This window comes from Pseudomonas sp. CFBP 5748 (assembly GCF_053850495.1).
Map to the genome: position 1 here is coordinate 321247 of NZ_JBSPTN010000004.1, position 21331 is coordinate 342577.

At 61.1% G+C, this 21331-nt stretch carries 21 protein-coding genes; 11 read left to right on the forward strand and 10 right to left on the reverse strand.

Annotated features, from left to right (window positions below):
- Positions 1-14: 14 nt before the first annotated feature.
- Together ACWNZ1_RS11530 and ACWNZ1_RS11535 are read right to left on the reverse strand one after the other, a co-directional pair.
- Positions 15-665 (reverse strand): HAD family hydrolase, encoded by a 651-nt coding sequence (locus ACWNZ1_RS11530; protein WP_135847834.1) that lies wholly within the window; start codon positions 663-665, stop codon positions 15-17.
- A 28-nt stretch (positions 666-693) separates the two neighbouring features.
- Positions 694-1239 carry a gamma carbonic anhydrase family protein gene (locus ACWNZ1_RS11535; protein ID WP_135847835.1) on the reverse strand — a complete coding sequence of 182 codons (546 nt, stop codon included), beginning with the start codon at positions 1237-1239 and terminating at the stop codon, positions 694-696.
- A gap of 72 nt (positions 1240-1311) precedes the next feature.
- Between ACWNZ1_RS11535 and prlC the strand changes: the two genes are divergently transcribed.
- The 3 genes from prlC to ACWNZ1_RS11550 all read left to right on the forward strand — a co-directional run bounded on the left by prlC (position 1312) and on the right by ACWNZ1_RS11550 (position 5820).
- Positions 1312-3390, forward strand: a complete 2079-nt coding sequence (gene prlC, locus ACWNZ1_RS11540; protein ID WP_178084289.1) for an oligopeptidase A — start codon at positions 1312-1314, stop codon at positions 3388-3390.
- Positions 3387-3665, forward strand: a complete 279-nt coding sequence (locus tag ACWNZ1_RS11545; protein WP_135847837.1) for a YheV family putative zinc ribbon protein — start codon at positions 3387-3389, stop codon at positions 3663-3665. Before prlC ends, ACWNZ1_RS11545 begins: the two co-directional genes overlap by 4 nt.
- Positions 3666-3780: 115 nt before the next feature.
- A complete protein-coding gene (locus tag ACWNZ1_RS11550; protein WP_456027638.1) occupies positions 3781-5820 on the forward strand; it encodes a M3 family metallopeptidase in 2040 nt (679 codons plus the stop codon).
- Here ACWNZ1_RS11550 and ACWNZ1_RS11555 read toward each other — a convergent pair.
- Positions 5774-6454: a phosphatase domain-containing protein gene (locus ACWNZ1_RS11555; protein ID WP_265072509.1), complete on the reverse strand. Its 681-nt coding sequence runs from the start codon at positions 6452-6454 to the stop codon at positions 5774-5776. The two genes, ACWNZ1_RS11550 and ACWNZ1_RS11555, sit on opposite strands and share 47 nt — an antisense overlap.
- Positions 6455-6648: 194 nt before the next feature.
- Here ACWNZ1_RS11555 and ACWNZ1_RS11560 point away from each other — a divergent pair, with 194 nt between their 5' ends.
- The 3 genes from ACWNZ1_RS11560 to ACWNZ1_RS11570 all read left to right on the forward strand — a co-directional run bounded on the left by ACWNZ1_RS11560 (position 6649) and on the right by ACWNZ1_RS11570 (position 10261).
- Complete coding sequence (locus ACWNZ1_RS11560; RefSeq protein ID WP_256453948.1) at positions 6649-7707, forward strand: PA0069 family radical SAM protein; 1059 nt, start codon at positions 6649-6651, stop codon at positions 7705-7707.
- 200 nt (positions 7708-7907) lie between these two features.
- Positions 7908-8639 (forward strand): carbonic anhydrase, encoded by a 732-nt coding sequence (locus tag ACWNZ1_RS11565; protein ID WP_135847841.1) that lies wholly within the window; start codon positions 7908-7910, stop codon positions 8637-8639.
- A gap of 92 nt (positions 8640-8731) precedes the next feature.
- A complete protein-coding gene (locus tag ACWNZ1_RS11570) occupies positions 8732-10261 on the forward strand; it encodes a SulP family inorganic anion transporter (protein WP_256453950.1) in 1530 nt (509 codons plus the stop codon).
- A 103-nt stretch (positions 10262-10364) separates the two neighbouring features.
- Here ACWNZ1_RS11570 and ACWNZ1_RS11575 read toward each other — a convergent pair whose 3' ends face one another.
- The 3 genes from ACWNZ1_RS11575 to ACWNZ1_RS11585 all read right to left on the reverse strand — a co-directional run bounded on the left by ACWNZ1_RS11575 (position 10365) and on the right by ACWNZ1_RS11585 (position 12190).
- The gene (locus ACWNZ1_RS11575) at positions 10365-10640 is read right to left on the reverse strand and encodes an HU family DNA-binding protein (RefSeq protein WP_003195589.1); all 276 of its coding nucleotides are present in this window, start codon (positions 10638-10640) and stop codon (positions 10365-10367) included.
- 192 nt (positions 10641-10832) lie between these two features.
- The gene (locus ACWNZ1_RS11580) at positions 10833-11981 is read right to left on the reverse strand and encodes an NAD(P)/FAD-dependent oxidoreductase (protein WP_256453951.1); all 1149 of its coding nucleotides are present in this window, start codon (positions 11979-11981) and stop codon (positions 10833-10835) included.
- 41 nt (positions 11982-12022) lie between these two features.
- Entirely contained in the window at positions 12023-12190 is a 168-nt protein-coding gene (locus tag ACWNZ1_RS11585; RefSeq protein WP_007954349.1) for a rubredoxin, read from the reverse strand.
- A gap of 194 nt (positions 12191-12384) precedes the next feature.
- Here ACWNZ1_RS11585 and ACWNZ1_RS11590 point away from each other — a divergent pair, with 194 nt between their 5' ends.
- A complete protein-coding gene (locus ACWNZ1_RS11590) occupies positions 12385-12948 on the forward strand; it encodes a chorismate--pyruvate lyase family protein (protein ID WP_135847844.1) in 564 nt (187 codons plus the stop codon).
- A complete protein-coding gene (gene ubiA / locus ACWNZ1_RS11595; RefSeq protein ID WP_135847845.1) occupies positions 12948-13838 on the forward strand; it encodes a 4-hydroxybenzoate octaprenyltransferase in 891 nt (296 codons plus the stop codon). The genes ACWNZ1_RS11590 and ubiA overlap by 1 nt, the downstream gene beginning before the upstream one ends.
- Before the next feature lie 190 nt (positions 13839-14028).
- On the opposite strand, the gene ACWNZ1_RS11600 is transcribed toward ubiA, so the two are convergent.
- Positions 14029-14412 (reverse strand): COG4315 family predicted lipoprotein, encoded by a 384-nt coding sequence (locus ACWNZ1_RS11600; protein ID WP_135847846.1) that lies wholly within the window; start codon positions 14410-14412, stop codon positions 14029-14031.
- Positions 14413-14564: 152 nt separating this feature from the next.
- Here ACWNZ1_RS11600 and phoB point away from each other — a divergent pair, with 152 nt between their 5' ends.
- The 3 genes from phoB to ACWNZ1_RS11615 all read left to right on the forward strand — a co-directional run bounded on the left by phoB (position 14565) and on the right by ACWNZ1_RS11615 (position 18086).
- On the forward strand, positions 14565-15254 hold the full coding sequence (gene phoB / locus ACWNZ1_RS11605) for a phosphate regulon transcriptional regulator PhoB (RefSeq protein ID WP_003177195.1): 690 nt from the start codon (positions 14565-14567) through the stop codon (positions 15252-15254).
- A gap of 81 nt (positions 15255-15335) precedes the next feature.
- Entirely contained in the window at positions 15336-16622 is a 1287-nt protein-coding gene (phoR, locus tag ACWNZ1_RS11610) for a phosphate regulon sensor histidine kinase PhoR (protein WP_238346776.1), read from the forward strand.
- 123 nt (positions 16623-16745) lie between these two features.
- Entirely contained in the window at positions 16746-18086 is a 1341-nt protein-coding gene (locus ACWNZ1_RS11615) for a hemolysin family protein (RefSeq protein WP_135847848.1), read from the forward strand.
- 216 nt (positions 18087-18302) lie between these two features.
- On the opposite strand, the gene ACWNZ1_RS11620 is transcribed toward ACWNZ1_RS11615, so the two are convergent.
- From ACWNZ1_RS11620 to phoU, 3 genes are all read right to left on the reverse strand, one after another.
- Positions 18303-19199, reverse strand: coding sequence for a peptidoglycan DD-metalloendopeptidase family protein (locus tag ACWNZ1_RS11620; protein WP_135847849.1), 897 nt, complete (start codon positions 19197-19199; stop codon positions 18303-18305).
- 220 nt (positions 19200-19419) lie between these two features.
- The gene (locus tag ACWNZ1_RS11625) at positions 19420-20379 is read right to left on the reverse strand and encodes a response regulator (RefSeq protein ID WP_135847850.1); all 960 of its coding nucleotides are present in this window, start codon (positions 20377-20379) and stop codon (positions 19420-19422) included.
- A gap of 168 nt (positions 20380-20547) precedes the next feature.
- On the reverse strand, positions 20548-21309 hold the full coding sequence (phoU, locus tag ACWNZ1_RS11630; protein WP_025216204.1) for a phosphate signaling complex protein PhoU: 762 nt from the start codon (positions 21307-21309) through the stop codon (positions 20548-20550).
- Positions 21310-21331: the final 22 nt, after the last annotated feature.

The window sequence follows — 21331 nt, forward strand, 5'->3', positions numbered from 1 at the left end:
CGATAGCAATATGACTAACCCCGCAAAAACGCCCGATGCAACTCATCCAGCGTTTCAAAGTGATAAACCGGCCCCTCCGCATTCAACTCCTCATAACTGCCAAACCCATACCCCACCGCCGCCGCATCCAGCCCATTGCTACGAGCGCCGATCAGGTCATGCTTGCGGTCGCCAATCATCAAGGTATTTGCCGGGTCGAGGCCTTCTTCAGCCATCAGGTGAGCAATCAACTCGACTTTGTCGGTGCGCGTACCATCCAGCTCACTGCCATAGATCACTTTGAAGTGCCGGGCGAAGTCGAAGTGGCGGGCGATTTCCCGGGCGAAGACCCAGGGTTTGGAGGTGGCGATGTACAGTTGCCGGCCCTGCTCGCCCAAGGTTTCCAGCAGGGGCACCACGCCGTCAAACACCCGGTTTTCGTACAACCCGGTGACTTTGAAGCGTTCGCGATAGAAACCCACCGCTTCCCAGGCTTTCGCTTCATCGAAGTCGTAGAACTGCATAAAAGCCTGCAACAGCGGCGGGCCGATGAAGTGTTCGAGGCGGGTCAGGTCGGGTTCGTCGATGCCCAGTTGGCTCAAGGCGAACTGGATCGAGCGGGTGATGCCCTCGCGGGGGTCGGTGAGGGTGCCGTCGAGGTCAAAGAGTACGGTTGGGTAATGCATGAAAATTCCTGGGCAATGGTGGGACGGTTCAGACCTGGTCGTAACCTTCGGCCAAATGCAGGTCCTTGAGCTTCACGTAGTTCGCCGCGCTGTAGGTGAAAAAGGCGCGTTCCTTGTCGGTCAGTGGCCGGGCCTGTTTCACCGGGCTGCCCACGTACAGGAAGCCGCTTTCCAGGCGCTTGCCCGGCGGTACGAGGCTACCGGCGCCGATGATCACGTCGTCCTCGACGACCGCGCCGTCCATGACGATGCTACCCATGCCGATCAGGATCCGACTGCCTACGGAGCAGCCATGGAGCATGACTTTGTGGGCGATGGTCACGTCGTCGCCGATCAACAGCGGAAAGCCATCGGGATTGAACGGGCCGGCGTGGGTGATGTGCAGCACGCAACCATCCTGGACGCTGGTGCGGGCACCGATGCGGATGCGGTGCATGTCGCCGCGAATGACCGTCAGCGGCCAGACGGAGCTGTCTTCGCCGATTTCGACGTCGCCGATCACCACTGCGGTGCTGTCGACAAAAGCCCCGCGGGCAAGCCGTGGGCGGTGATTCTGGTACGTGCGAAGGGTCACGATAGGCTCTCTCTTATCCGGTGATAGGCGCTGCTAGCTGCGGTGAACGTCGATTGTAATTAAGATGGGCCCATGTTTCTTCCAGCCAAGGTGTCAACCGTGAGCGTGAACAACCCTCTTTTGCAGTCCTACGACCTGCCGCCATTCTCGACGATCCGTGCCGAGCACGTGCAACCGGCCATCGAGCAGATCCTGGCTGACAACCGTGCCGCCATCGCCGAGATCCTCAAGACCCAAGGCCAGCAGCCTACCTGGGCCGGCCTGGTGCTGGCGATGGACGAGCTCAATGATCGCCTGGGCGCCGCCTGGAGCCCGGTGAGCCATTTGAACGCCGTGCGCAACAGCCCCGAACTGCGTGAAGCCTACGAGGCCTGCCTGCCGGCGCTGAGTGCTTACTCCACGGAGCTGGGCCAGAACCGCGAGCTGTTCCAGGCGTTCGAAGCCCTGGCGAGCAGCCCTGAAGCCGCCGGTTTCGACGTCGCGCAAAAAACCATCCTCGAGCATTCCCTGCGGGACTTCCGCCTGTCGGGCATCGACCTGCCGCCCGAGCAGCAGAAGCGCTACGCCGAGGTGCAGAGCAAACTGTCCGAGCTGGGCAGCCGTTTCTCCAACCAACTGCTGGACGCGACCCAGGCCTGGACCAAGCACGTCACCGACGAAACCACCCTCGCCGGCCTGACCGATTCGGCCAAGGCGCAAATGGCTGCGGCCGCCCAGGCCAAAGAGCTGGACGGTTGGCTGATCAACCTGGAATTCCCCAGCTACTACGCGGTGATGACCTACGCCGAAGACCGCGCCCTGCGTGAGGAAGTCTACGCCGCGTACTGCACCCGCGCGTCGGACCAGGGCCCGAATGCCGGCCAGAACGATAACACCCCGGTAATGGAAGAGATCCTCGACCTGCGCCAGGAACTGGCCCAATTGCTGGGCTTCGCCAATTTCGCGGAACTGAGCCTGGCGACCAAAATGGCTGAGTCCAGCGATCAGGTGCTCAGCTTCCTGCGCGACCTGGCCAAGCGCAGCAAACCATTTGCCGCCCTGGATCTGGAACAGTTGAAGGCGTTCGCCGCCGAACAGGGCTGCCCCGACCTGCAGAGCTGGGACAGCGGTTTCTACGGTGAAAAGCTGCGCCAGCAGCGTTACAGCGTGGCCCAGGAAGCCCTGCGCGCGTACTTCCCGATCGATAAGGTGCTGGGCGGTCTGTTCGCCATCGTGCAACGCCTCTACGGTATCGAAATCGCCGAACTGAAAGGTTTCGACACTTGGCATCCGGACGTGCGCCTGTTCGAAATCAAGGAAAACGGGCAGCACGTCGGCCGCTTCTTCTTCGACCTCTACGCCCGCGCCAACAAGCGTGGCGGCGCCTGGATGGACGGCGCCCGTGACCGTCGGCGCACCTTCGATGGCGTGCTGCAAAGCCCGGTCGCCAACCTGGTGTGCAACTTCACCCCGGCTGACAGCGGCAAACCGGCGCTGCTGACCCACGACGAAGTCACCACGCTGTTCCACGAGTTCGGCCATGGCCTGCACCACCTGCTGACCCGCGTCGAACACGCTGGCGTGTCCGGCATCAACGGCGTGGCCTGGGATGCCGTGGAACTGCCGAGCCAGTTCATGGAGAACTGGTGCTGGGAGCCTGAAGGCCTGGCACTGATTTCCGGTCACTACGAAACCGGTGAACCACTGCCCCAGGACCTGCTGGAAAAAATGCTCGCGGCGAAAAACTTCCAGTCCGGCCTGATGATGGTTCGCCAACTGGAGTTCTCGCTGTTCGACTTCGAGCTGCACGCCACCCACGGCGACGGCCGCAGCGTGCTGCAAGTGCTTGAAGGCGTGCGCGATGAAGTCTCGGTCATGCGCCCGCCGGCCTATAACCGCTTCCCCAACAGCTTCGCCCACATCTTTGCCGGCGGTTATGCGGCGGGCTACTACAGCTACAAATGGGCGGAAGTGCTGTCGGCTGATGCGTTTTCCAAGTTCGAAGAGGACGGTGTGCTCAACGCCGAAACCGGCCGCGCCTTCCGTGAGGCGATCCTGGCCCGTGGCGGCTCCCAGGAGCCGATGGTGCTGTTCGTCGACTTCCGTGGCCGTGAGCCGTCGATTGACGCACTCTTGCGCCACAGCGGCCTGACCGAGGACGCCGCAGCATGAACGAGGGGCCTGTGATTACCAAACGACGCTTCATCGCCGGGGCGGTTTGCCCGGCGTGCAGTGAGCCGGACAAGTTGATGATGTGGAACGAAGACGGCGTGCCCCACCGTGAGTGTGTGGCCTGCGGTTATTCCGACACCCTCAACGAACAAGGCCTGTCGGTGCCCAAGGAGTTGGGCACCCGGGTCAATACGTCGGCGCCTAAAGTGCCGGACGCCAAGGTTCAGGCAGTGCAGTTTTTCCCCAACCCCAAGTTGAAGAAAAAAACCGACTGAATTATCCGGCATCACCTTCCGGGCCGCCCGGCCCGGAAGCGATACATATATACCGCCTGGCTTGCAGCCGTCCTGCCCAGACTTGTCCATCAAGTCCACTGACAGGAAGGCTTCCATGCCCAACGCTGACAACCCGCTGTTGCAGGCCTATGACCTGCCCCCTTTCGCCCAGATCCAAGCCAGGCATTTCTCACCGGCCCTCGACCGGATCCTTGCAGAGAGCCGCGTTCAGGTGGCCGATATCATCAGGACCCAGACACCGTTTCCCACCTGGGACGATCTGGTGCTGGCCATGGATGAAATCCATACGCGGCTGGAAGGTTTCGACTCACTGCTGGATCTTCTGACCTCGGCCAGGACGGGAGACGAGTGGACCCAGGCTTCACTGGACTGCACTGAGCGGCTGCATGACTTCCAGCGGTCGCTGAGACAGCATCCGGAACTGTTCCAGCTTTATCAGCGCCTGGCAGACAGCCAGATCGCCCGGCATTTCGAACCGGCGCGTAAACGCGTCCTGGAAAAAATCCTTCGACACTTTCGCCAAAACGACCAGGCACTCACGTCGCGGGCCGACCTGAACGCCTTGAAACGCCGTATCCAAGGGGCTCAGCAGTTGTTCCTGGAGAACCTGCACAAAGCCAATAACGCCTGGAGCAAAACCTTCGACGATGAGGCCCAATTGAGTGGCCTGCCCTCGGCTTTCAAACAGCAGATGGCCCGCCAGGCGCGTAAGGCCGGGCGCACGGGATGGCTGCTGACCCTCAGCGACGAGTCATTTGGCATTGTCATGGGCTACGCCGACAATCGCCTTTTGCGCCAGGCACTGTACGTGGCCTACAGCACGCGCGCATCGGACCAGGGGCCCCAGGCCGGCCAGTTCGACAACGGCGAGGTACTCAGGCAATTGCTGGAGGACCGTCACCGCTACGCAACGTCGCTCGGCTACGCGAATTTCGCTCAGATGGCGATCGAGCCAGAGCAAGCCGAGTCTGCCGAACAGGTCACGACATTCTTGCAAGGGCAACTCGCCCTGCACCAAAGCGCTTTTACCAGGGACACTGAACAGCTCAAGGCATTTGCCAACCAGAATGGTTTCGGCGAGCTCCAGCCTTGGGATTATCCGTACCTGACGGAAAAGCTCCGTCAACAGACGGCGGGAATCTCTCGGCATGCGCTCAGTGCCTGGTTTCCCCTGGAATCGACTTTTTCACAGTTGCTGCTGATCGCAAAGGCGCTGTTCGGGGTGGACTTCATCGAGCGTCAGGATGTTGCTACCTGGCATCCCGAGGTGCGTCTTTTTGAAGTTCACGAGTGGGGACAAGTCATTGGTTATCTCTATTTCGACCCGTTCGACGATGCGAACCGCAACGGCTACCCCAATACCACCACCCTGCGAAACCGACGCATCACCGCCGAGGGTCGCCCCCGACACCCCATCGCGATCCTGCATGGCTGGCTGCCACGCGGCTCAGGCGCCGAACCGACCGTGCTCGACCACTTGCAGTTGCGCATTCTTTTTCATGAGTTCGGCCATTGCCTGCACCATGTGCTGACCCGGGCTGAGTACCGCGACGTTTCCGGCATCACCGATCTATCCCGCGATACCTCCGAGTTTGCGGGCATGTTGTTCGAACAATGGTGCTTCTCCAAGCAATGCCTGGTTCGCGTGGCAAAGCACTACCAAACCGGTGCGGCGATGCCTGATAAGGTCGCCGATCAATTACTGACCTTCGCCAATACCCAGGCCAGTTGGGAAACCGCCCTGCTGTTGCGCAACGCGCTGTTGGATATGGAGTTGCACCGCACCCATGGCGATGGGCGCACCGTCCAGCAGGTGTTCGATCAGGTCAATGCGCAAACAGGGCATCTGCCCGTGTTCGCCAACGAACGCTGGCCCAATGGCCTGGACTACATGGTGACCGGCTATGCGGCCAAAATTTACGCCTATGCCTGGTCGAAAGAGTTGGCGATGGCCGTGTTCCAGAGATTCAAGCGCGAGGGGCTGTTCAACGCGCAAACCGGTCGCAGGCTACGCGAAACGCTATTCGCACCGGGCGATTCGCGACCGCTGTCCGAATCCATCGCAGCCTTTTCAAGCACGCCACCGATCATTGCTCGGGAAGGGCAAGCCGGGGGTCAAGGTGATGGGCCGTAGCGGTCGAGTTGACCCAGCTTTTCAAGGAGCAAAGCGCAAAGACGCTGGTGCTGCAATCGCCGTTGGCCAATGCCGTACGGAGTTTTTCAACATCGGCCTGCATCATGTAGCGAACCCCATCCTTGAAGTGATAGCTGTCACCGAAGCCACCTTCGGTCATTTCGTTCAAGGCGTCTTCTTTGCTCCAGCCCTGCACCACCACCCGATACATGGCCGCCACCAGCCCGGTGCGGTCCGAGCCGTGCTTGCAGTGCATCAGCACCGGGCCATTGGTTTCGGCAACCTGGACAGCGCGCAAGGCCTTGAGTATGTCGCTGTCGTCGACATGATTGGTGCGATAAGGCAATTGCACCTGCTTGATGCCGGGTGTGGATAACCAGCTCGCATCCGAGTCAGGCAGAAACGTGATGACCGTGCCGATCTTGAGTTTCGTCAGCAGGGGCAAGGCACCGCCGTCGGGCAAGGAGCTGCGATAAAGCGTCGGCGACATCTGATACAGGTTGTAGTGCTTTTCCACCGGCTGGGCCCAATCAGCCGGTCTCGCCTCCTTGAAGTCAGCCGCCTGGGCCGCAGACCCGGCAACCAGGAAGAGTAAGGTCAGGCAGAGCAGTGAACGCAAAGAACGCTTGGGCATGTGCGGACCGGAAACGAAACATTCGAAGCGTGCAGTTTCGCCTCGCTCCGGTTAAAAGCCTGTGAGGAGAACGTCAAAGCGGTGTGAACGAGACGCCAGGGGTTATTCCAGGGCCAGGCCGGACTGCTGAATGGCACTGGTCTTAATCGAATGCAGCGAATACTGTATGCACATACAGCAATCGGAGTATTCCCATGCCCACCCCCCTTGCGCCCCGTGGCCGTGGCACCGCCACCAACCCGCACAACCGCTTCGCCCCGAGCCGCTCGGTGGCCGAAGATGACGGTTGGTACCAGGAAGTCCCGCCGACCCAAGGCACCGAAGTGCGCATCGAAATGGCCAAGACCATCATCACCCGCAACACCTCGCCGGATATTCCTTTCGACCGCTCCATCAACCCCTACCGAGGCTGTGAGCACGGCTGTATCTACTGCTATGCGCGGCCCAGCCATGCTTACTGGGACATGTCGCCCGGGCTGGATTTCGAAACGAAGCTGATCGCCAAGACCAACGCCGCCGATGTACTGGAGCAACAGCTGTCCAAGCGCGGCTATCAATGCGCGCCGATCAACCTGGGCTCCAACACCGACCCTTACCAGCCCATAGAGCGCGAACAGCGCATTACCCGCAGGATCCTGGAGGTGCTGCTGCGTTACCGTCACCCGGTGACCATCGTGACCAAGGGCTCGCTGATCCTGCGCGACCTGGACCTGCTGACCGAACTGGCGCAACAGCGCCTGGTGGCCGTAATGATCAGCCTCACCACCCTGGACGATGAACTCAAGCGCATTCTCGAACCCCGCGCAGCGGCGCCCAAGGCACGGTTGCGGGCGATCAAGGTCATGCGCGAGGCGGGTATTCCTGTGGGCGTGCTGTGCTCACCGATGATCCCGATGATCAACGACAGCGAGATCGAGAACCTGCTCGCCGAGGCCCACGCCGCCGGCGCACAGAGTGCCGCCTACATCATGTTGCGCCTGCCGCTGGAAGTGGCGCCGCTGTTCGAAGAGTGGTTGCAGGCGCACTACCCGCAACGCGCCGCCCATGTGTTGAGCCTGGTCCGCCAGAGCCGTGGCGGCGAACTGTACGATAGCCAGTTCGGTACCCGAATGCGCGGCGAAGGCCCCTTCGCCGACCTGCTGGCCCAGCGCTTCACCAAAGCGATCAAGCGTCTGGGGCTTGATCGCCGCGAAGGCTACAATCTCGATTGCGACGCCTTTTGTCCGCCAGGTCGGCAGATGTCGTTGATTTGATTAAAGTTGAACTTGAAACACGTGCCGGACATGTCGGCATCCGCATTTGTTACATCTGTAATCGTTGGTCTAGAGCCTTCGATTCAGTTTGAGTTAAGTTTCGGCCGCTACCTTGTTCATCGAGTGACTGACAGGTCGGGCATTTCGACCTGGACATTTTTAACCAGCCACTGGCGTCATACCGTCAAAGAGGATGAATCATGAGTGACAAGGATAAACAGCCGTTGGCTGCGTCGGCTTCAGCCCAACCCGAGGCGGAGACCGCCGATGCAGCGCTGCAGCATATTGTTGACGGCTTTTTGCATTTCCATCACGAGATCTTTCCGCAGCAGGAAGAACTCTTCAAGAAACTCGCCACCGCCCAGAAGCCCCGGGCGATGTTCATCACCTGCGCCGATTCGCGCATCGTGCCCGAGTTGATCACCCATAGCTCCCCCGGCGACCTGTTCGTGACCCGCAACGTCGGCAACGTCGTTCCGCCTTACGGGCAGATGAACGGCGGCGTCTCCACCGCCATCGAGTACGCCGTGCTGGCCCTCGGTGTGCAGCACATCATTGTGTGTGGCCATTCCGATTGCGGCGCCATGCGCGCGGTACTCAACCCAGACACCCTGGAAAAAATGCCCACGGTCAAAGCCTGGCTGCGCCACGCCGAAGTGGCCAAGACCATGGTCCATGACAACTGCCCGTGCGCTGACGAAAAACAAACCATGCCCATCCTCACCGAAGAGAACGTGATCGCGCAGCTGCAACATCTGCGAACGCACCCCTCGGTGGCCTCGCGCATGGCCAACGGTCAGTTGTTCATCCACGGCTGGGTGTACAACATCGAGACCAGCGAGATCAAAGCCTATGACGCGGACCAGGGACGTTTCCTGCCGCTCGATGGCAGCCATCCGATACCGGTGGCGACGCCCAAAGCGCGCTTCTAACCACTCCTAAACATCCTTGTGTGGTTCAAGCCTTGCCGCTGTTTGAGCGGTAGGGCCTTGCCATGCCTGAAGAAAACTGCGGGAGAGTCGCCATGCGTGCTGCTCAATTAAAAGCTGTTGTGCCACGGGAGCTATTGGCTTCGGTGGTTGTATTTCTGGTGGCGCTGCCCTTGTGCATGGGCATTGCCATCGCGTCTGGCCTGCCGCCGGCCAAGGGCTTGATCACTGGCATCATCGGTGGCCTGGTGGTGGGTTTCCTGGCCGGCTCAAAGCTTCAGGTCAGTGGCCCGGCCGCCGGGTTGGCGGTGCTGGTCTTCGAACTGGTGCGCCAGCATGGCGTGGCGATGCTCGGGCCGATTCTGTTGCTGGCGGGTCTTCTGCAACTGTTGGCCGGGCGCTTTCGCCTGGGCTGCTGGTTCCGGGTCACCGCGCCTGCGGTGGTCTACGGCATGCTCGCGGGTATCGGTGTGCTGATCGTACTGTCCCAGGTCCATGTAATGCTCGACGCGGCGCCCAAGCCTTCAGGGCTGGATAACCTGGCGGCATTCCCTGCGGCTGTGGCCCAGGCGTTGCCGTCCTTTGGCTGGCAGGCCGGCCTGCTCGGTTTGTCGACGATTGCGGTGATGTGGCTGTGGGAAAAGTTTCGCCCCCACAGCCTGCGCTTCGTTCCCGGCGCTCTGCTCGGTGTAGGCCTGACGACCATTGCCAGTCTGATGCTGGCTTTGCAGGTCAAACGTGTGGAAGTACCCCAGAACCTCACCGAAGCCATTGATTGGCTGCGCCCTGCCGATCTGCTGAACCTGGCCGACCCCTCGCTACTGATCGCCGCGTTCGCCGTGGCCTTCATTGCCAGCGCCGAAACCCTGTTGTCGGCCGCCGCGGTGGATCGCATGCACAGCGGTGAACGTGCGGACTTTGACCGGGAACTGTCGGCTCAAGGTATCGGCAATATGCTCTGCGGCCTGCTCGGCGCGCTGCCGATGACCGGCGTGATCGTGCGCAGCTCGGCCAACGTCCAGGCCGGCGCCACCACGCGGATGTCGACGATTTTCCACGGTCTGTGGCTGTTGCTCTTCGTGCTGTTGCTGTCCAGCGTGCTGCAAAGCATTCCGGTGGCGAGCCTGGCGGGTGTGCTGGTGTACACCGGTTTCAAACTGGTGGATCTCAAGGCGTTTCGCAGCCTGGGCCGTTATGGCCGGATGCCAATGTTCACCTATGCCGCGACGGCCCTGGCAATCATCTTCACCGACCTGCTGACCGGCGTGCTGATCGGTTTCGGCCTGACCCTGGCGAAACTGGCCTGGAAAGCTTCGCGGCTGAAAATCAGCCTGATCGATCTGCCCCAGGAAGGTGAGATGGAATTGCGGCTGGTGGGGGCGGCAACCTTTCTCAAGGTTCCGGCACTGACTCAGGTGCTGGGCGCCATACCGACAGGCGCGACCGTGCATGTGCCGCTCAATAATCTGAGCTACATCGACCATTCATGCCTGGAGTTGCTGGAAGAGTGGGGCCGGGCGAATGCCAGCAAGGGTTCGAAGCTGCTGATCGAATCCCATGGGCTCAAGCGCAGGCTGGAAGGCCGGTTGCGCACCACGGTGGGGGTTGGCGCAGCCTCTACCTGACACCCAAGTCCACATCAAAAATGGCGTAAAAAAAGGGCACCCGACTCCATCGGCGTGCCCTTTTTTCTAGCGCTTGTCCCTCTAACCGAGGAACCCGCAGCAATTACGGATTAACGCTGTCCTTCAGCGACTTGCCTGGTTTGAAGGCAACGGTGTTGCTGGCCTTGATCTTCACCGGCTCACCGGTTTGTGGGTTTTTGCCGGTGCGGGCACCGCGGTGGCGCTGCAGGAAGGTGCCGAAGCCGACCAGGGTGACGCTGTCCTTGCGGTGCAGGGCGCCCGTGATTTCTTCGAGAACGGCGTTGAGGACGCGATTGGCTTGTTCTTTGGTGAGGTCTGCTTTTTCCGCGATGGCGGCGGCGAGGTCTGGTTTACGCATGAATGAAGCCCCTTTTGACGGTTTTTTTGTTGTTATGTCTGGGCTGTACTCATGGGAACAGCCCCTAAGGCGCCGCAGGCTCTACTCTGCGGCAGACGGGAGTGAGGATGGCACGGGGCCGCAGGCGGCGCCAGTGTCCGGGCGACCTTTGAGGCATCAAAAGTAGGGTTTTTGCGACAGAACGACCAGTATTTACGCCAGCAAGGGTGGAAGCTCTTTGTTCAGCGCCAGTTTTTCCATCACCGCCGTGCCGGTCAAGGCATAGCCCAGCAGGTTGCCTTGGGCATCGCGGCACAGGGCCTTGATGTCGGTGCCCTGCCCTTCGACGTTCCAGGTGCCTTCGCTGCCACGCGGTGGCGGCGAAACCACCAGCGGGCACACCGGGGTTTTCACGGTGATCGGCATGGCGCCGTAGCTGACAGCGGTGGGGTTGCCGGCCAGGGTCTGGGCCAGGGCGCGGGCGCAGCTCATCAGTGGCATGACGTACAGCAGGTTCAAACCGTCGACTTCGGCGCAGTCGCCCAGGGCGTAGATGTTGGCATGGGAGGTTTTCAGCTGGCGGTCGACCACCACGCCGCGATTGACCACCAGGCCGGCAGCAGCGGCCTGGTCGATGCGCGGGCGCAGGCCGATGGCCGAGACCACCAGGTCGCAGGCGATCACCTGACCATCGGACAGGTGGGCTTCCAATCCATCGGCCACTCGTTGCAAACGGTTGAGCACCGGCCCCAGGTGGAAGCGCGCGCCAATACTTTCCAGGCCGGCCTGCACGGCAGCGGCGGCGGCCGGGTGCAGCAGCGTTGGCATGACCTGCTCGCATGGCGCCACCAGTTGCACTTCGTAGCCGCCCAGGATCAGGTCATTGGCGAATTCGCAGCCAATCAGGCCGGCGCCGAGCAGCAGCACCCGGCGCTTGCCGGCGGCCGCCGCGCGAAAGCGTGCGTAATCTTCCAGATCGTTGATGGGGAAGATCAGATCCGCTGCATCGCCCTGCACCGGCACGCGCACGGTTTCCGCGCCCCAGGCCAGGATCAGGTCGCGGTAGTTCACCGCTTCTTCGCCGATCCACAAACGCTTGTGGCCCGGATCGATGCCGCTGATGCGGGTGTGGGTGCGCACTTGGGCCTTGAGTTGCTCGGCCATCGCCCCCGGCTCGGCCATGCTCAGGCCGTCGGCATCCTTGTTTTTGCCAAAGCCCGTGGAGAGCATGGGTTTGGAGTATGAGCGGCCGTCATCGGCGCTGATCAGCAGCAACGGGGTTTCGCTGTCGAGTTTGCGAAACTCCCGGGCCAGGTTGTAACCGGCCAGCCCGGTACCGACGATGACGACAGGTGCACTCATGTTGCTCTCCATGTGGTGCTCTCCATGCAGGTGGGAAACGATCAGTTGATTTCGATCATCTCAAAATCCATTTTGCCGACGCCGCAGTCCGGGCAGAGCCAGTCTTCCGGGACGTCTTGCCAAAGGGTGCCGGGGGCGATGCCATCATCCGGCCAACCATCGGCTTCGTTGTAGATCAGGCCGCAGACGACACATTGCCACTTCTTCATTCAGGTACTTCCTCAGGGGTCAGGCGTTTGCCGGTATGCTCGGGTCGCTCAAGGCGCTTTCCGGCTCAGGGCGTTTTGTACTGATCGGTCGCCGCAGATGCAAGCATGATCGCGCGCGCCAGCGGCCAGGGCCGTTAAAATCGACGACCGACATGGTAAGCTCGCGGCCTCATTTGCTGCCAATCAAGACCTCTGTGCCGCATACAAATTCGATATTTCCTACACTCCAATGGTTGCCCCAGCCCCTGCTGTCGCCCCGCCCCGACGCCTGTGTGCTCGACTGGCTGTTCGACGAAGGCTCGTTGACCCGACGCCTGACGCGCCTGTCGGACGAGCGCTTCAGCGTGACGCCGTTGTTCGAAGGCTGGCAGCCATTGCGCGCCGACGAGTGCGCGGCACTGGATCTGGCCGAAGGCAGCGAGGGCTGGGTACGCGAAGTGTATTTGCGCGGCCACGGCCAGCCTTGGGTGTTCGCCCGCAGTGTGGCGGCGCGCAGCGCGTTGCAGGGCGATGGGCTGCAGATGGATGAGCTGGGCAGCCGTTCCCTGGGGGAGTTGCTGTTTTGTGACCAGGCGTTCCAGCGCCGGGCCATCGAGGTTTGCCATTACCCCGAGGCCTGGTTGCCGGTTGAGGCTCGCGCCGCGCAGCTATGGGGCCGCCGTTCGCGTTTCGATCGCGGTGCGTTGAGCGTGTTGGTGGCGGAAGTCTTCCTGCCGCGCCTGTGGACCGTCGCCCGCGCCTATTCGGAGAATTGCTGATGTACGTGCAACTGCTCAAATCCTTGAACCGCCTGAACCCGCGGGCCTGGGACTTCGTGCAACTGACCCGCATGGACAAGCCCATCGGCATTTATCTACTGCTGTGGCCGACCCTGTGGGCGTTGTGGATTGCCGGTGAAGGTTCACCGTCTGTCGCCAACATCGTGATTTTCGTCCTGGGCGTGGTGCTGACCCGCGCCGGCGGTTGTGTGATCAACGACTGGGCCGATCGCAAGGTGGACGGCCACGTCAAACGCACTGAACAGCGCCCGCTGGTGAGCGGCAAGATCAGCTCGAAAGAGGCGCTGGTGTTCTTTGCGGTGCTGATGAGCGTAAGTTTCCTGCTGGTGCTGTGCACCAATGCGCCAACTATTTTGCTGTCTCTCGGTGGACTGGCGCTGGCGTTCAGTTACCCGTTCATGAAGCGCTACACCTACTACCCGCAAGTGGTGCTGGGCGCGGCGTTTTCCTGGGGCATGCCGATGGCGTTCACCGCCGAGACCGGCCATTTACCGGCGGCCGCGTGGCTGCTGTACATCGCCAACCTGCTGTGGACGGTAGGCTACGACACTTATTACGCGATGACCGACCGGGACGATGACTTGCGGATCGGCGTGAAGTCCACGGCGATCCTGTTTGGCGATGCCGACCGGGTGATCATCCTGACGCTGCAAGGCCTGGCACTGGGCTGCCTGTTGCTGGCCGGGTCGAAGTTCCAACTGGGCGGCTGGTTCCACCTGGGGCTGGTGGCCGCTGCCGCGTGCTTCGCCTGGGAGTTCTGGTACACCCGTGGCAGGGACCGGATGCGCTGCTTCCAGGCGTTTTTGCACAACCATTGGGCCGGGTTGGCGATTTTCGTGGGAATTGTGCTGGATTATGCGTTGCGGTGAGGCCACCGGTCTCCAGGCTGTTACCTTGTGGCGAGGGGATTTATCCCCGTTTGCTGTGGGAGCAAAGCTTGCTCGCGAAACAGGCGCCTCGATCTCTGAAAGACCGCAGCGCCTTCATCGCGAGCAAGCTTTGCTCCCACATAAATCCCCTCGCCACAGAGGATCTGTCGCTTAACTTGGTGAAAACCTGTTAATCAGGCTTGGCGATCTTCCAGGCGCCGTCCATTTTCTCGTCGCCGGTCATGTCTCCCTCCTTCTTGTCCATGATGAAGGTGTACAGCGGCTTGCCATCGTAGGCCCACTGCTTCTTACCATCGTCACGGGTGATCACAGTCCATTTGCCTGAAGGCTTGGCCTCGCCTTCGACCATGAGCGGCGGCCAGTTCTGCGCGCATTTATCATTGCACACCGACCTGCCGTCTTTGTCGTTGGCAAACGTATACAGCGTCATGCCTTTGTGATCGGTGAACATGCCGCCTTTTTCCATCGCCGGCTCAGCCGCGAACACCAATGCCGGCAGCGCCAGCGCAGCGGTCACCGCCAGAACCTTGATGGTTTGGGTGAAGTAAGTCATGGAAACCTTCTTGTGTGGTTGTCAGGATTCGGACTGAAAAGCTTAGTCGAGGATCCTCTACACTGCCGGATACCGAAATATCTGTCACACGACTGCAATAATTCCGTTATCTAATGCGGCGCAAGACAGTTAAATGACAAGAGGATTACCCCATGGTTGGCAGGAGCATTCTGATCGTCGACGACGAGGCGCCCATCCGCGAGATGATTGCCGTCGCGTTGGAGATGGCCGGCTATGACTGCATGGAAGCAGAGAACTCTCAACAGGCCCACGCCATCATCGTCGACCGCAAGCCCGACCTGATTCTGCTGGACTGGATGCTGCCCGGTACGTCTGGCATTGAATTGGCGCGGCGCCTCAAGCGTGATGAGCTGACCGGTGATATTCCGATCATCATGCTCACCGCCAAAGGCGAAGAGGACAACAAGATCCAGGGCCTGGAAGTGGGCGCCGATGACTACATCACCAAGCCGTTTTCCCCACGGGAGCTGGTGGCGCGCCTGAAGGCCGTGCTGCGTCGTGCCGGGCCAACCGATGGCGAGGCGCCGATTGAAGTCGGTGGCCTGCTGCTGGACCCCATCAGCCACCGCGTGACCATCGACGGCAAACCCGCCGAGATGGGCCCGACCGAATACCGCCTGCTACAGTTTTTCATGACCCACCAGGAGCGCGCCTACACCCGCGGGCAACTGCTGGATCAGGTCTGGGGCGGCAACGTCTATGTCGAGGAACGCACGGTGGACGTGCACATCCGTCGCCTACGCAAAGCCCTCGGCGATGCTTACGAGAATCTGGTACAAACGGTGCGCGGCACCGGTTATCGTTTTTCTACCAAGGCCTGATCCGAGCCCTTACCGCCCGACAAGCTGACAAGGACGCGCGTTCAATTGAATCAAAACTGGCATGGCACCCTGATTCGCCACATGTTGCTGCTGGTGACCGGCTGTCTGGTGATCGGCTTGATCAGCGGCTATTACGGTTGGAGCCTGGCCGCAGGCCTGGGGCTCTACCTGGCCTGGACCCTCAAGCAATTGCTGCGCCTGCATGAGTGGCTGCGCCTGCACCAACCCGACGAAGCACCGCCCGACGGCTATGGCCTGTGGGGTGAAGTGTTCGACAGCATTTACCACCTGCAACGGCGTGACCAGCGCGTTCGCGGGCGCCTGCAAGCGGTGATCGACCGGGTCCAGGAATCCACTGCCGCGCTGAAAGACGCGGTGATCATGCTCGACAGCGACGGCAACCTGGAATGGTGGAACCGCGCCGCCGAGACCCTGCTGGGCCTCAAGACGCCACAGGACAGCGGTCAGCCGGTAACCAACCTGGTGCGCCATCCGCGCTTCAAGGAATATTTCGAGCAAAGCAACTATGCCGAGCCGCTGGAAATTCCTTCGCCCACCAATGATCGGCTGCGTATCCAGCTGTACATCACCCGCTATGGCAACAACGAGCACTTGATGCTGGTGCGTGACGTAACGCGCATCCATCAGCTGGAACAGATGCGCAAAGACTTCATCGCCAACGTTTCCCATGAATTGCGCACGCCGTTGACGGTGATCTGCGGTTACCTGGAAACCCTGCTCGACAACGTCGAGGAGGTGAACCCGCGTTGGACCCGTGCCTTGCAGCAGATGCACCAGCAGAGCGGGCGCATGCAGACCCTGCTCAACGACTTGCTGCTGCTGGCGAAACTGGAAGCCACCGACTACCCGTCGGACAACCAACCGGTGCCCATCGACGACCTGCTGCAAACCATCACTGAAGACGCGCAAGAACTGTCCGGCCCCAAGCAGCAGCGCATCACACTGGAAGCCGACCCGGTCGTGCAGCTCAAAGGCAGCGAGGCCGAACTGCGCAGCGCGTTTTCCAACCTGGTGTTCAACGCGGTCAAGTACACGCCGGAGCAAGGCCAGATCCGCGTTCGCTGGTGGGGCGATGAGCAAGGCGCGCACTTGAGCGTGCAGGATTCAGGCATCGGCATCGACAGCAAACACCTGCCGCGCCTGACCGAACGCTTCTACCGGGTCGATTCCAGCCGCAACTCCAACACCGGCGGCACCGGGTTGGGCCTGGCGATCGTGAAGCACGTTTTGTTACGTCATCGCGGACGCATGGAAATCAGCAGCGTGCCAGGCCACGGCAGCACGTTTACCTGCCACTTCGCCCCGACGCAGGTGGTTCGCGTGCGTCTCGCCAGCCCTGCCGATTGATGCCGATCAGCACTCGCCACTAGGCAACCGCCGAGTCAGCCGCTACATTGGCTGACTTGTGCCTGCCTTTTCAGGTACTCATTTCTAACCCTTACGAATATACGGAACCCGCAAAACTCCATCATGGACCCTTCCCCTGGCTTGTCCCTCGCAACACTCTTCGCCGAATTCGGCATGATTCTTTTTGCTCTGATCCTGGTTTTGCTCAACGGTTTTTTCGTTGCGGCCGAATTCGCCATGGTCAAGCTGCGTTCGACCCGAGTCGAAGCCATTGCCGAAAAAAACGGCTGGCGCGGGCATATCCTGCGCACCGTCCACAGCCAGCTCGACGCTTACCTGTCGGCCTGCCAGTTGGGTATCACCCTGGCCTCCCTGGGCTTGGGCTGGGTCGGTGAGCCGGCGTTCGCCCACATCCTCGAGCCGCTGCTGGGCGCGGTTGGCGTCGAGTCGCCGGAAGTGATCAAGGGCGTATCGTTCTTCACCGCGTTCTTCATCATTTCGTACCTGCACATCGTGGTCGGTGAGCTGGCGCCCAAATCCTGGGCAATCCGCAAACCCGAGCTGCTGTCGCTGTGGACCGCCGTGCCGCTGTACCTGTTCTATTGGGCCATGTACCCGGCGATCTACCTGCTCAACGCCAGCGCCAACGCCATTCTGCGCATCGCCGGCCAAGGCGAGCCCGGCCCACATCACGAACATCATTACAGCCGTGAAGAACTGAAGCTGATCCTGCACTCCAGCCGTGGCCAGGACCCCAGCGACCAGGGCATGCGCGTACTGGCCTCGGCCGTGGAGATGGGCGAGCTGGAAGTGGTGGACTGGGCCAACTCCCGGGAAGACCTGGTGACGCTGGAGTTCAACGCACCGCTCAAGGAAATCCTGGCGATGTTCCGTCGCCACAAGTTCAGCCGTTATCCGGTGTACGACAGCGAGCGCCAGGAGTTCGTCGGCCTGCTGCACATCAAGGACCTGCTGCTGGAACTGGCGGCCCTGGATCACATTCCCGAGTCGTTCAACCTGGCCGAGCTGACCCGACCGCTGGAGCGCGTATCGCGGCATATGCCGCTGTCGCAGTTGCTGGAGCAGTTCCGCAAGGGCGGTTCGCACTTCGCCGTGGTCGAAGAAGCCGACGGCAACATCATCGGCTACCTGACCATGGAAGACGTGCTGGAAGTGCTGGTGGGCGACATCCAGGACGAACACCGCAAGGCCGAACGCGGCATCCTGGCCTACCAGCCGGGCAAGCTGCTGGTACGCGGCGACACGCCGCTGTTCAAGGTCGAGCGCTTGCTCGGGATCGATCTGGATCACATCGAGGCCGAAACCCTCGCCGGGTTGGTCTACGAAACCCTGAAGCGGGTGCCGGAAGAGGAAGAAGTACTGGAAGTCGAAGGCCTGCGGATCATCATCAAGAAGATGAAAGGGCCGAAGATCATTCTGGCGAAGGTGTTGATGCTCGATTGAGCATCAACACCAAGCCGAGTGCATGACTGAGTCTGTAGGAGCTGACGAGCGAAGCGGGGCTGCGATCTTTTCACTGCCCATTGAGTCTGGAGCGGAAGATCGCAGGCTTCGCCAGCGCCTACAGAGCTGAAAGACCGCGTCGCCTTCGTCGCGGGCAAGCCTTGCTCCCACAGATAGAGCCCTCCACCACAAAAGCCCCTTCGCCACACCTCAGCGCTATTGCTTGCCCACCGCAAAGTTGGGCAACTCCCCCACCGGTTGATTGAACTGGTAGGGAATCGACACCAGCCCCAACCCGGTATTGCGCTGCACCACGAAATGCAGGTGCGGGCCCGAGCTGTTGCCGGTATTGCCCGACAACGCCAACGGCGAGCCCACCCCGACCCGCTGCCCTTCCCGCACGCTCACCGAGCCTTTTTGCAGGTGCAGGTAAACGCCCATGGTCCCGTCATCGTGCAGCACCCGCACGAAATTGCCCGAGGGATCATCCCCACGGCCGGTCTGCGCATTTTCGGTTTTGATCACCACGCCGCCCCGCGCCGCGATGATCGGCGTGCCTTCGGGCATGGCGATGTCCATGGCGTAACGGTTTTTCGGCCCGTAGTGGCTGTACTGCCCGTTGGCACCCTGGCTCAGCCGGAACGGCCCTCCTTGCCACGGCAACGGATACCGATAGGCCTGTGCCGAGCCTGCAGGGTCGCCCAGGGAATATTCGAACCTTGGGGTATACACCAACGGCCTGCCAGGTTGCGTGGCCGTGAGCAGCGCCAGACGCAGGTTGCTACGCGCCGGCAGCACCCGACGAATCGGCCGGCTCGGCGCCCCGCTGACGTTGCGCAACCCGGCGAAACTCAACTCGATCTCCACCGGCGCGTACAGGTCGTTGCGCACGAACACTGCATCCGCGCCCTTTTGCTTCTTGATGTCGAGAAAGACCTGTCGCTCCAGGCGTTCAACCATGCGGTCACGGAACACGAACACTTGGGCGCCCCTACTGGGACGGTCACTGTAGGACACCACGCCATTGGCGTCGGTGGATTTATAGATCGTCATGGCCATGGCCGAGGTGGAGGCCAGGACAAGACCGCAGGCGAACAACAGGGGCGCGAGCATGGGCAAAGGTTCTGTCGAAAAGTGAAGGCCTGCACAGCAGCCTAGCAGCTGGGATGGACCAGCGTAGTCGACGGATGTTTCAAAATTGGATCAACTATTGATGTTGAATCTTATGGCCCCTTCGCGAGCATGCCCGCTCCCACATAAAATCTTCAGTGTTCACTGGATCGAGTGTGGGAGCGGGCTTGCTCGCGATGACGGACTGACAGACGCCGCCGAATCAGGCGCCCGGCACGAAGTGTTTCTGCGCCGTACCGCGAGCGATCAGGCGGGAGATGTAGTCGAGTTTCTGCGGGTCTTTGTCGACGAAGCGGAAAGTCAGTTGCAGCCATTCGCTGTCGGGCGTCTGCTCGTGGGCGACAATGGCGTGCAGGTAGCCGTTGAGGCGAGCGGTTTCGGCGTTGTCGCCCTGCTCCATGTCCAGCACCGCGCTTTCCAGCACTTGCGGCAGAGTGTCGGTGCGTTTGACCACCAGCAGCGCTTCCTTGAGGCTCAAGGCCTTGATCACGCATTGCTGGGTGCCGCTAGGCAGGCGCAACTGGCCCTGGCCACGGTTGGCGGCCGGAGCGGAGGCCGCCGGGGCCTTGACGGGCGGGCTGTTGAGCAAGCCACGGGCCGGGGCTGCTGCAGCTGCGGGAGCAGGCGCTGCAACGACGGCTGGCTTGGCAAAAGGGTTCGCCGCAGGCGCCGAAGCGACAGCGGCAACTGGCGCCTTGCCACCGGTCAGAGCGCTGAGGGAGTCATTGCCGAACGCCGAGTTCATTTTGGTCGGGGCGCTGTTCATCAACGTGTCGAGCTTGCCGACCTTGTGCAGCGCCTGCTTGACCTTGGTCAGCAACTGTTCGTTGGTAAACGGCTTGCTGACGTAGCCGGAAACGCCGGCCTGAATCGCCTGGACCACGTTTTCCTTGTCGCCGCGGCTGGTGACCATCACGAACGGCATACCCTTGAGGGTGTCCTGCTGGCGGCACCACGACAACAGTTCCAGGCCGGACATTTCCGGCATTTCCCAGTCGCACAGCACCAGGTCGAACGCCTCACGGGCCAGCATAGCCTGGGCTTTCTTGCCATTCACGGCATCTTCGATGCGGATGCCCGGGAAGTAGTTGCGCAGGCACTTCTTCACCAGGTCACGAATGAACGAAGCATCGTCCACGACCAACACACTGACCTTACTCATCCAGATACACCTCTAAAAAATCCCGGCAAGCATACCGCTTTTACTGATGGCACATTGCCAAAAACCTTCAGTCACGCCGGGACTCTTCGTTCGCGGGGTGCTGCTTTCAATTAAAAAGACCACAAAAAAAAGCCCGACCAGAAGGCCGGGCGCTTTTCTCGGGCAATCTTACTTATCGTCAGTTTCGCCAGGAACATTAGCAGTTTCGGACAGGGTGCCCTCAACTTCTTCTTTCATTCGCTTGAGCCCCAAATGCCGCACATCGGTGCCGCGCACCAGATAGATCACAAGTTCCGAGATGTTGCGCGCATGATCGCCGATACGCTCCAGGGAACGCAGCACCCAGATGATGCTCAGTACCCGGGAGATGGAGCGTGGGTCTTCCATCATGTAGGTCGCCAGCTCGCGCAGGGCGGTCTTGTATTCGCGGTCGATGATCTTGTCGTACTGGGCCACCGACAACGCCAGGTCGGCATCGAAGCGGGCAAAGGCGTCCAGCGCATCGCGGACCATGTTGCGCACCTGGTCGCCAATGTGGCGAACCTCGACATAACCGCGCGGCGCTTCGCCTTCTTCACACAACTGAATGGCACGGCGGGCGATCTTGGTGGCTTCGTCGCCGATCCGCTCAAGGTCGATGACCGACTTGGAAATGCTGATGATCAGGCGCAGGTCGGAAGCGGCCGGTTGACGACGGGCCAGGATGCGCAGGCATTCTTCGTCAATGTTGCGCTCCATCTGGTTGATCTGGTCGTCGATCTCGCGCACCTGCTGGGCCAGGCCCGAATCGGCCTCGATCAGCGCGGTCACCGCGTCGTTGACCTGCTTTTCCACCAGCCCGCCCATGGCCAGCAGGTGGCTGCGCACCTCCTCCAGCTCGGCGTTGAACTGGGCGGAAATGTGGTGAGTAAGGCCTTCCTTCGAAATCATCTTGTTCGCTCCGCGAAAGTTG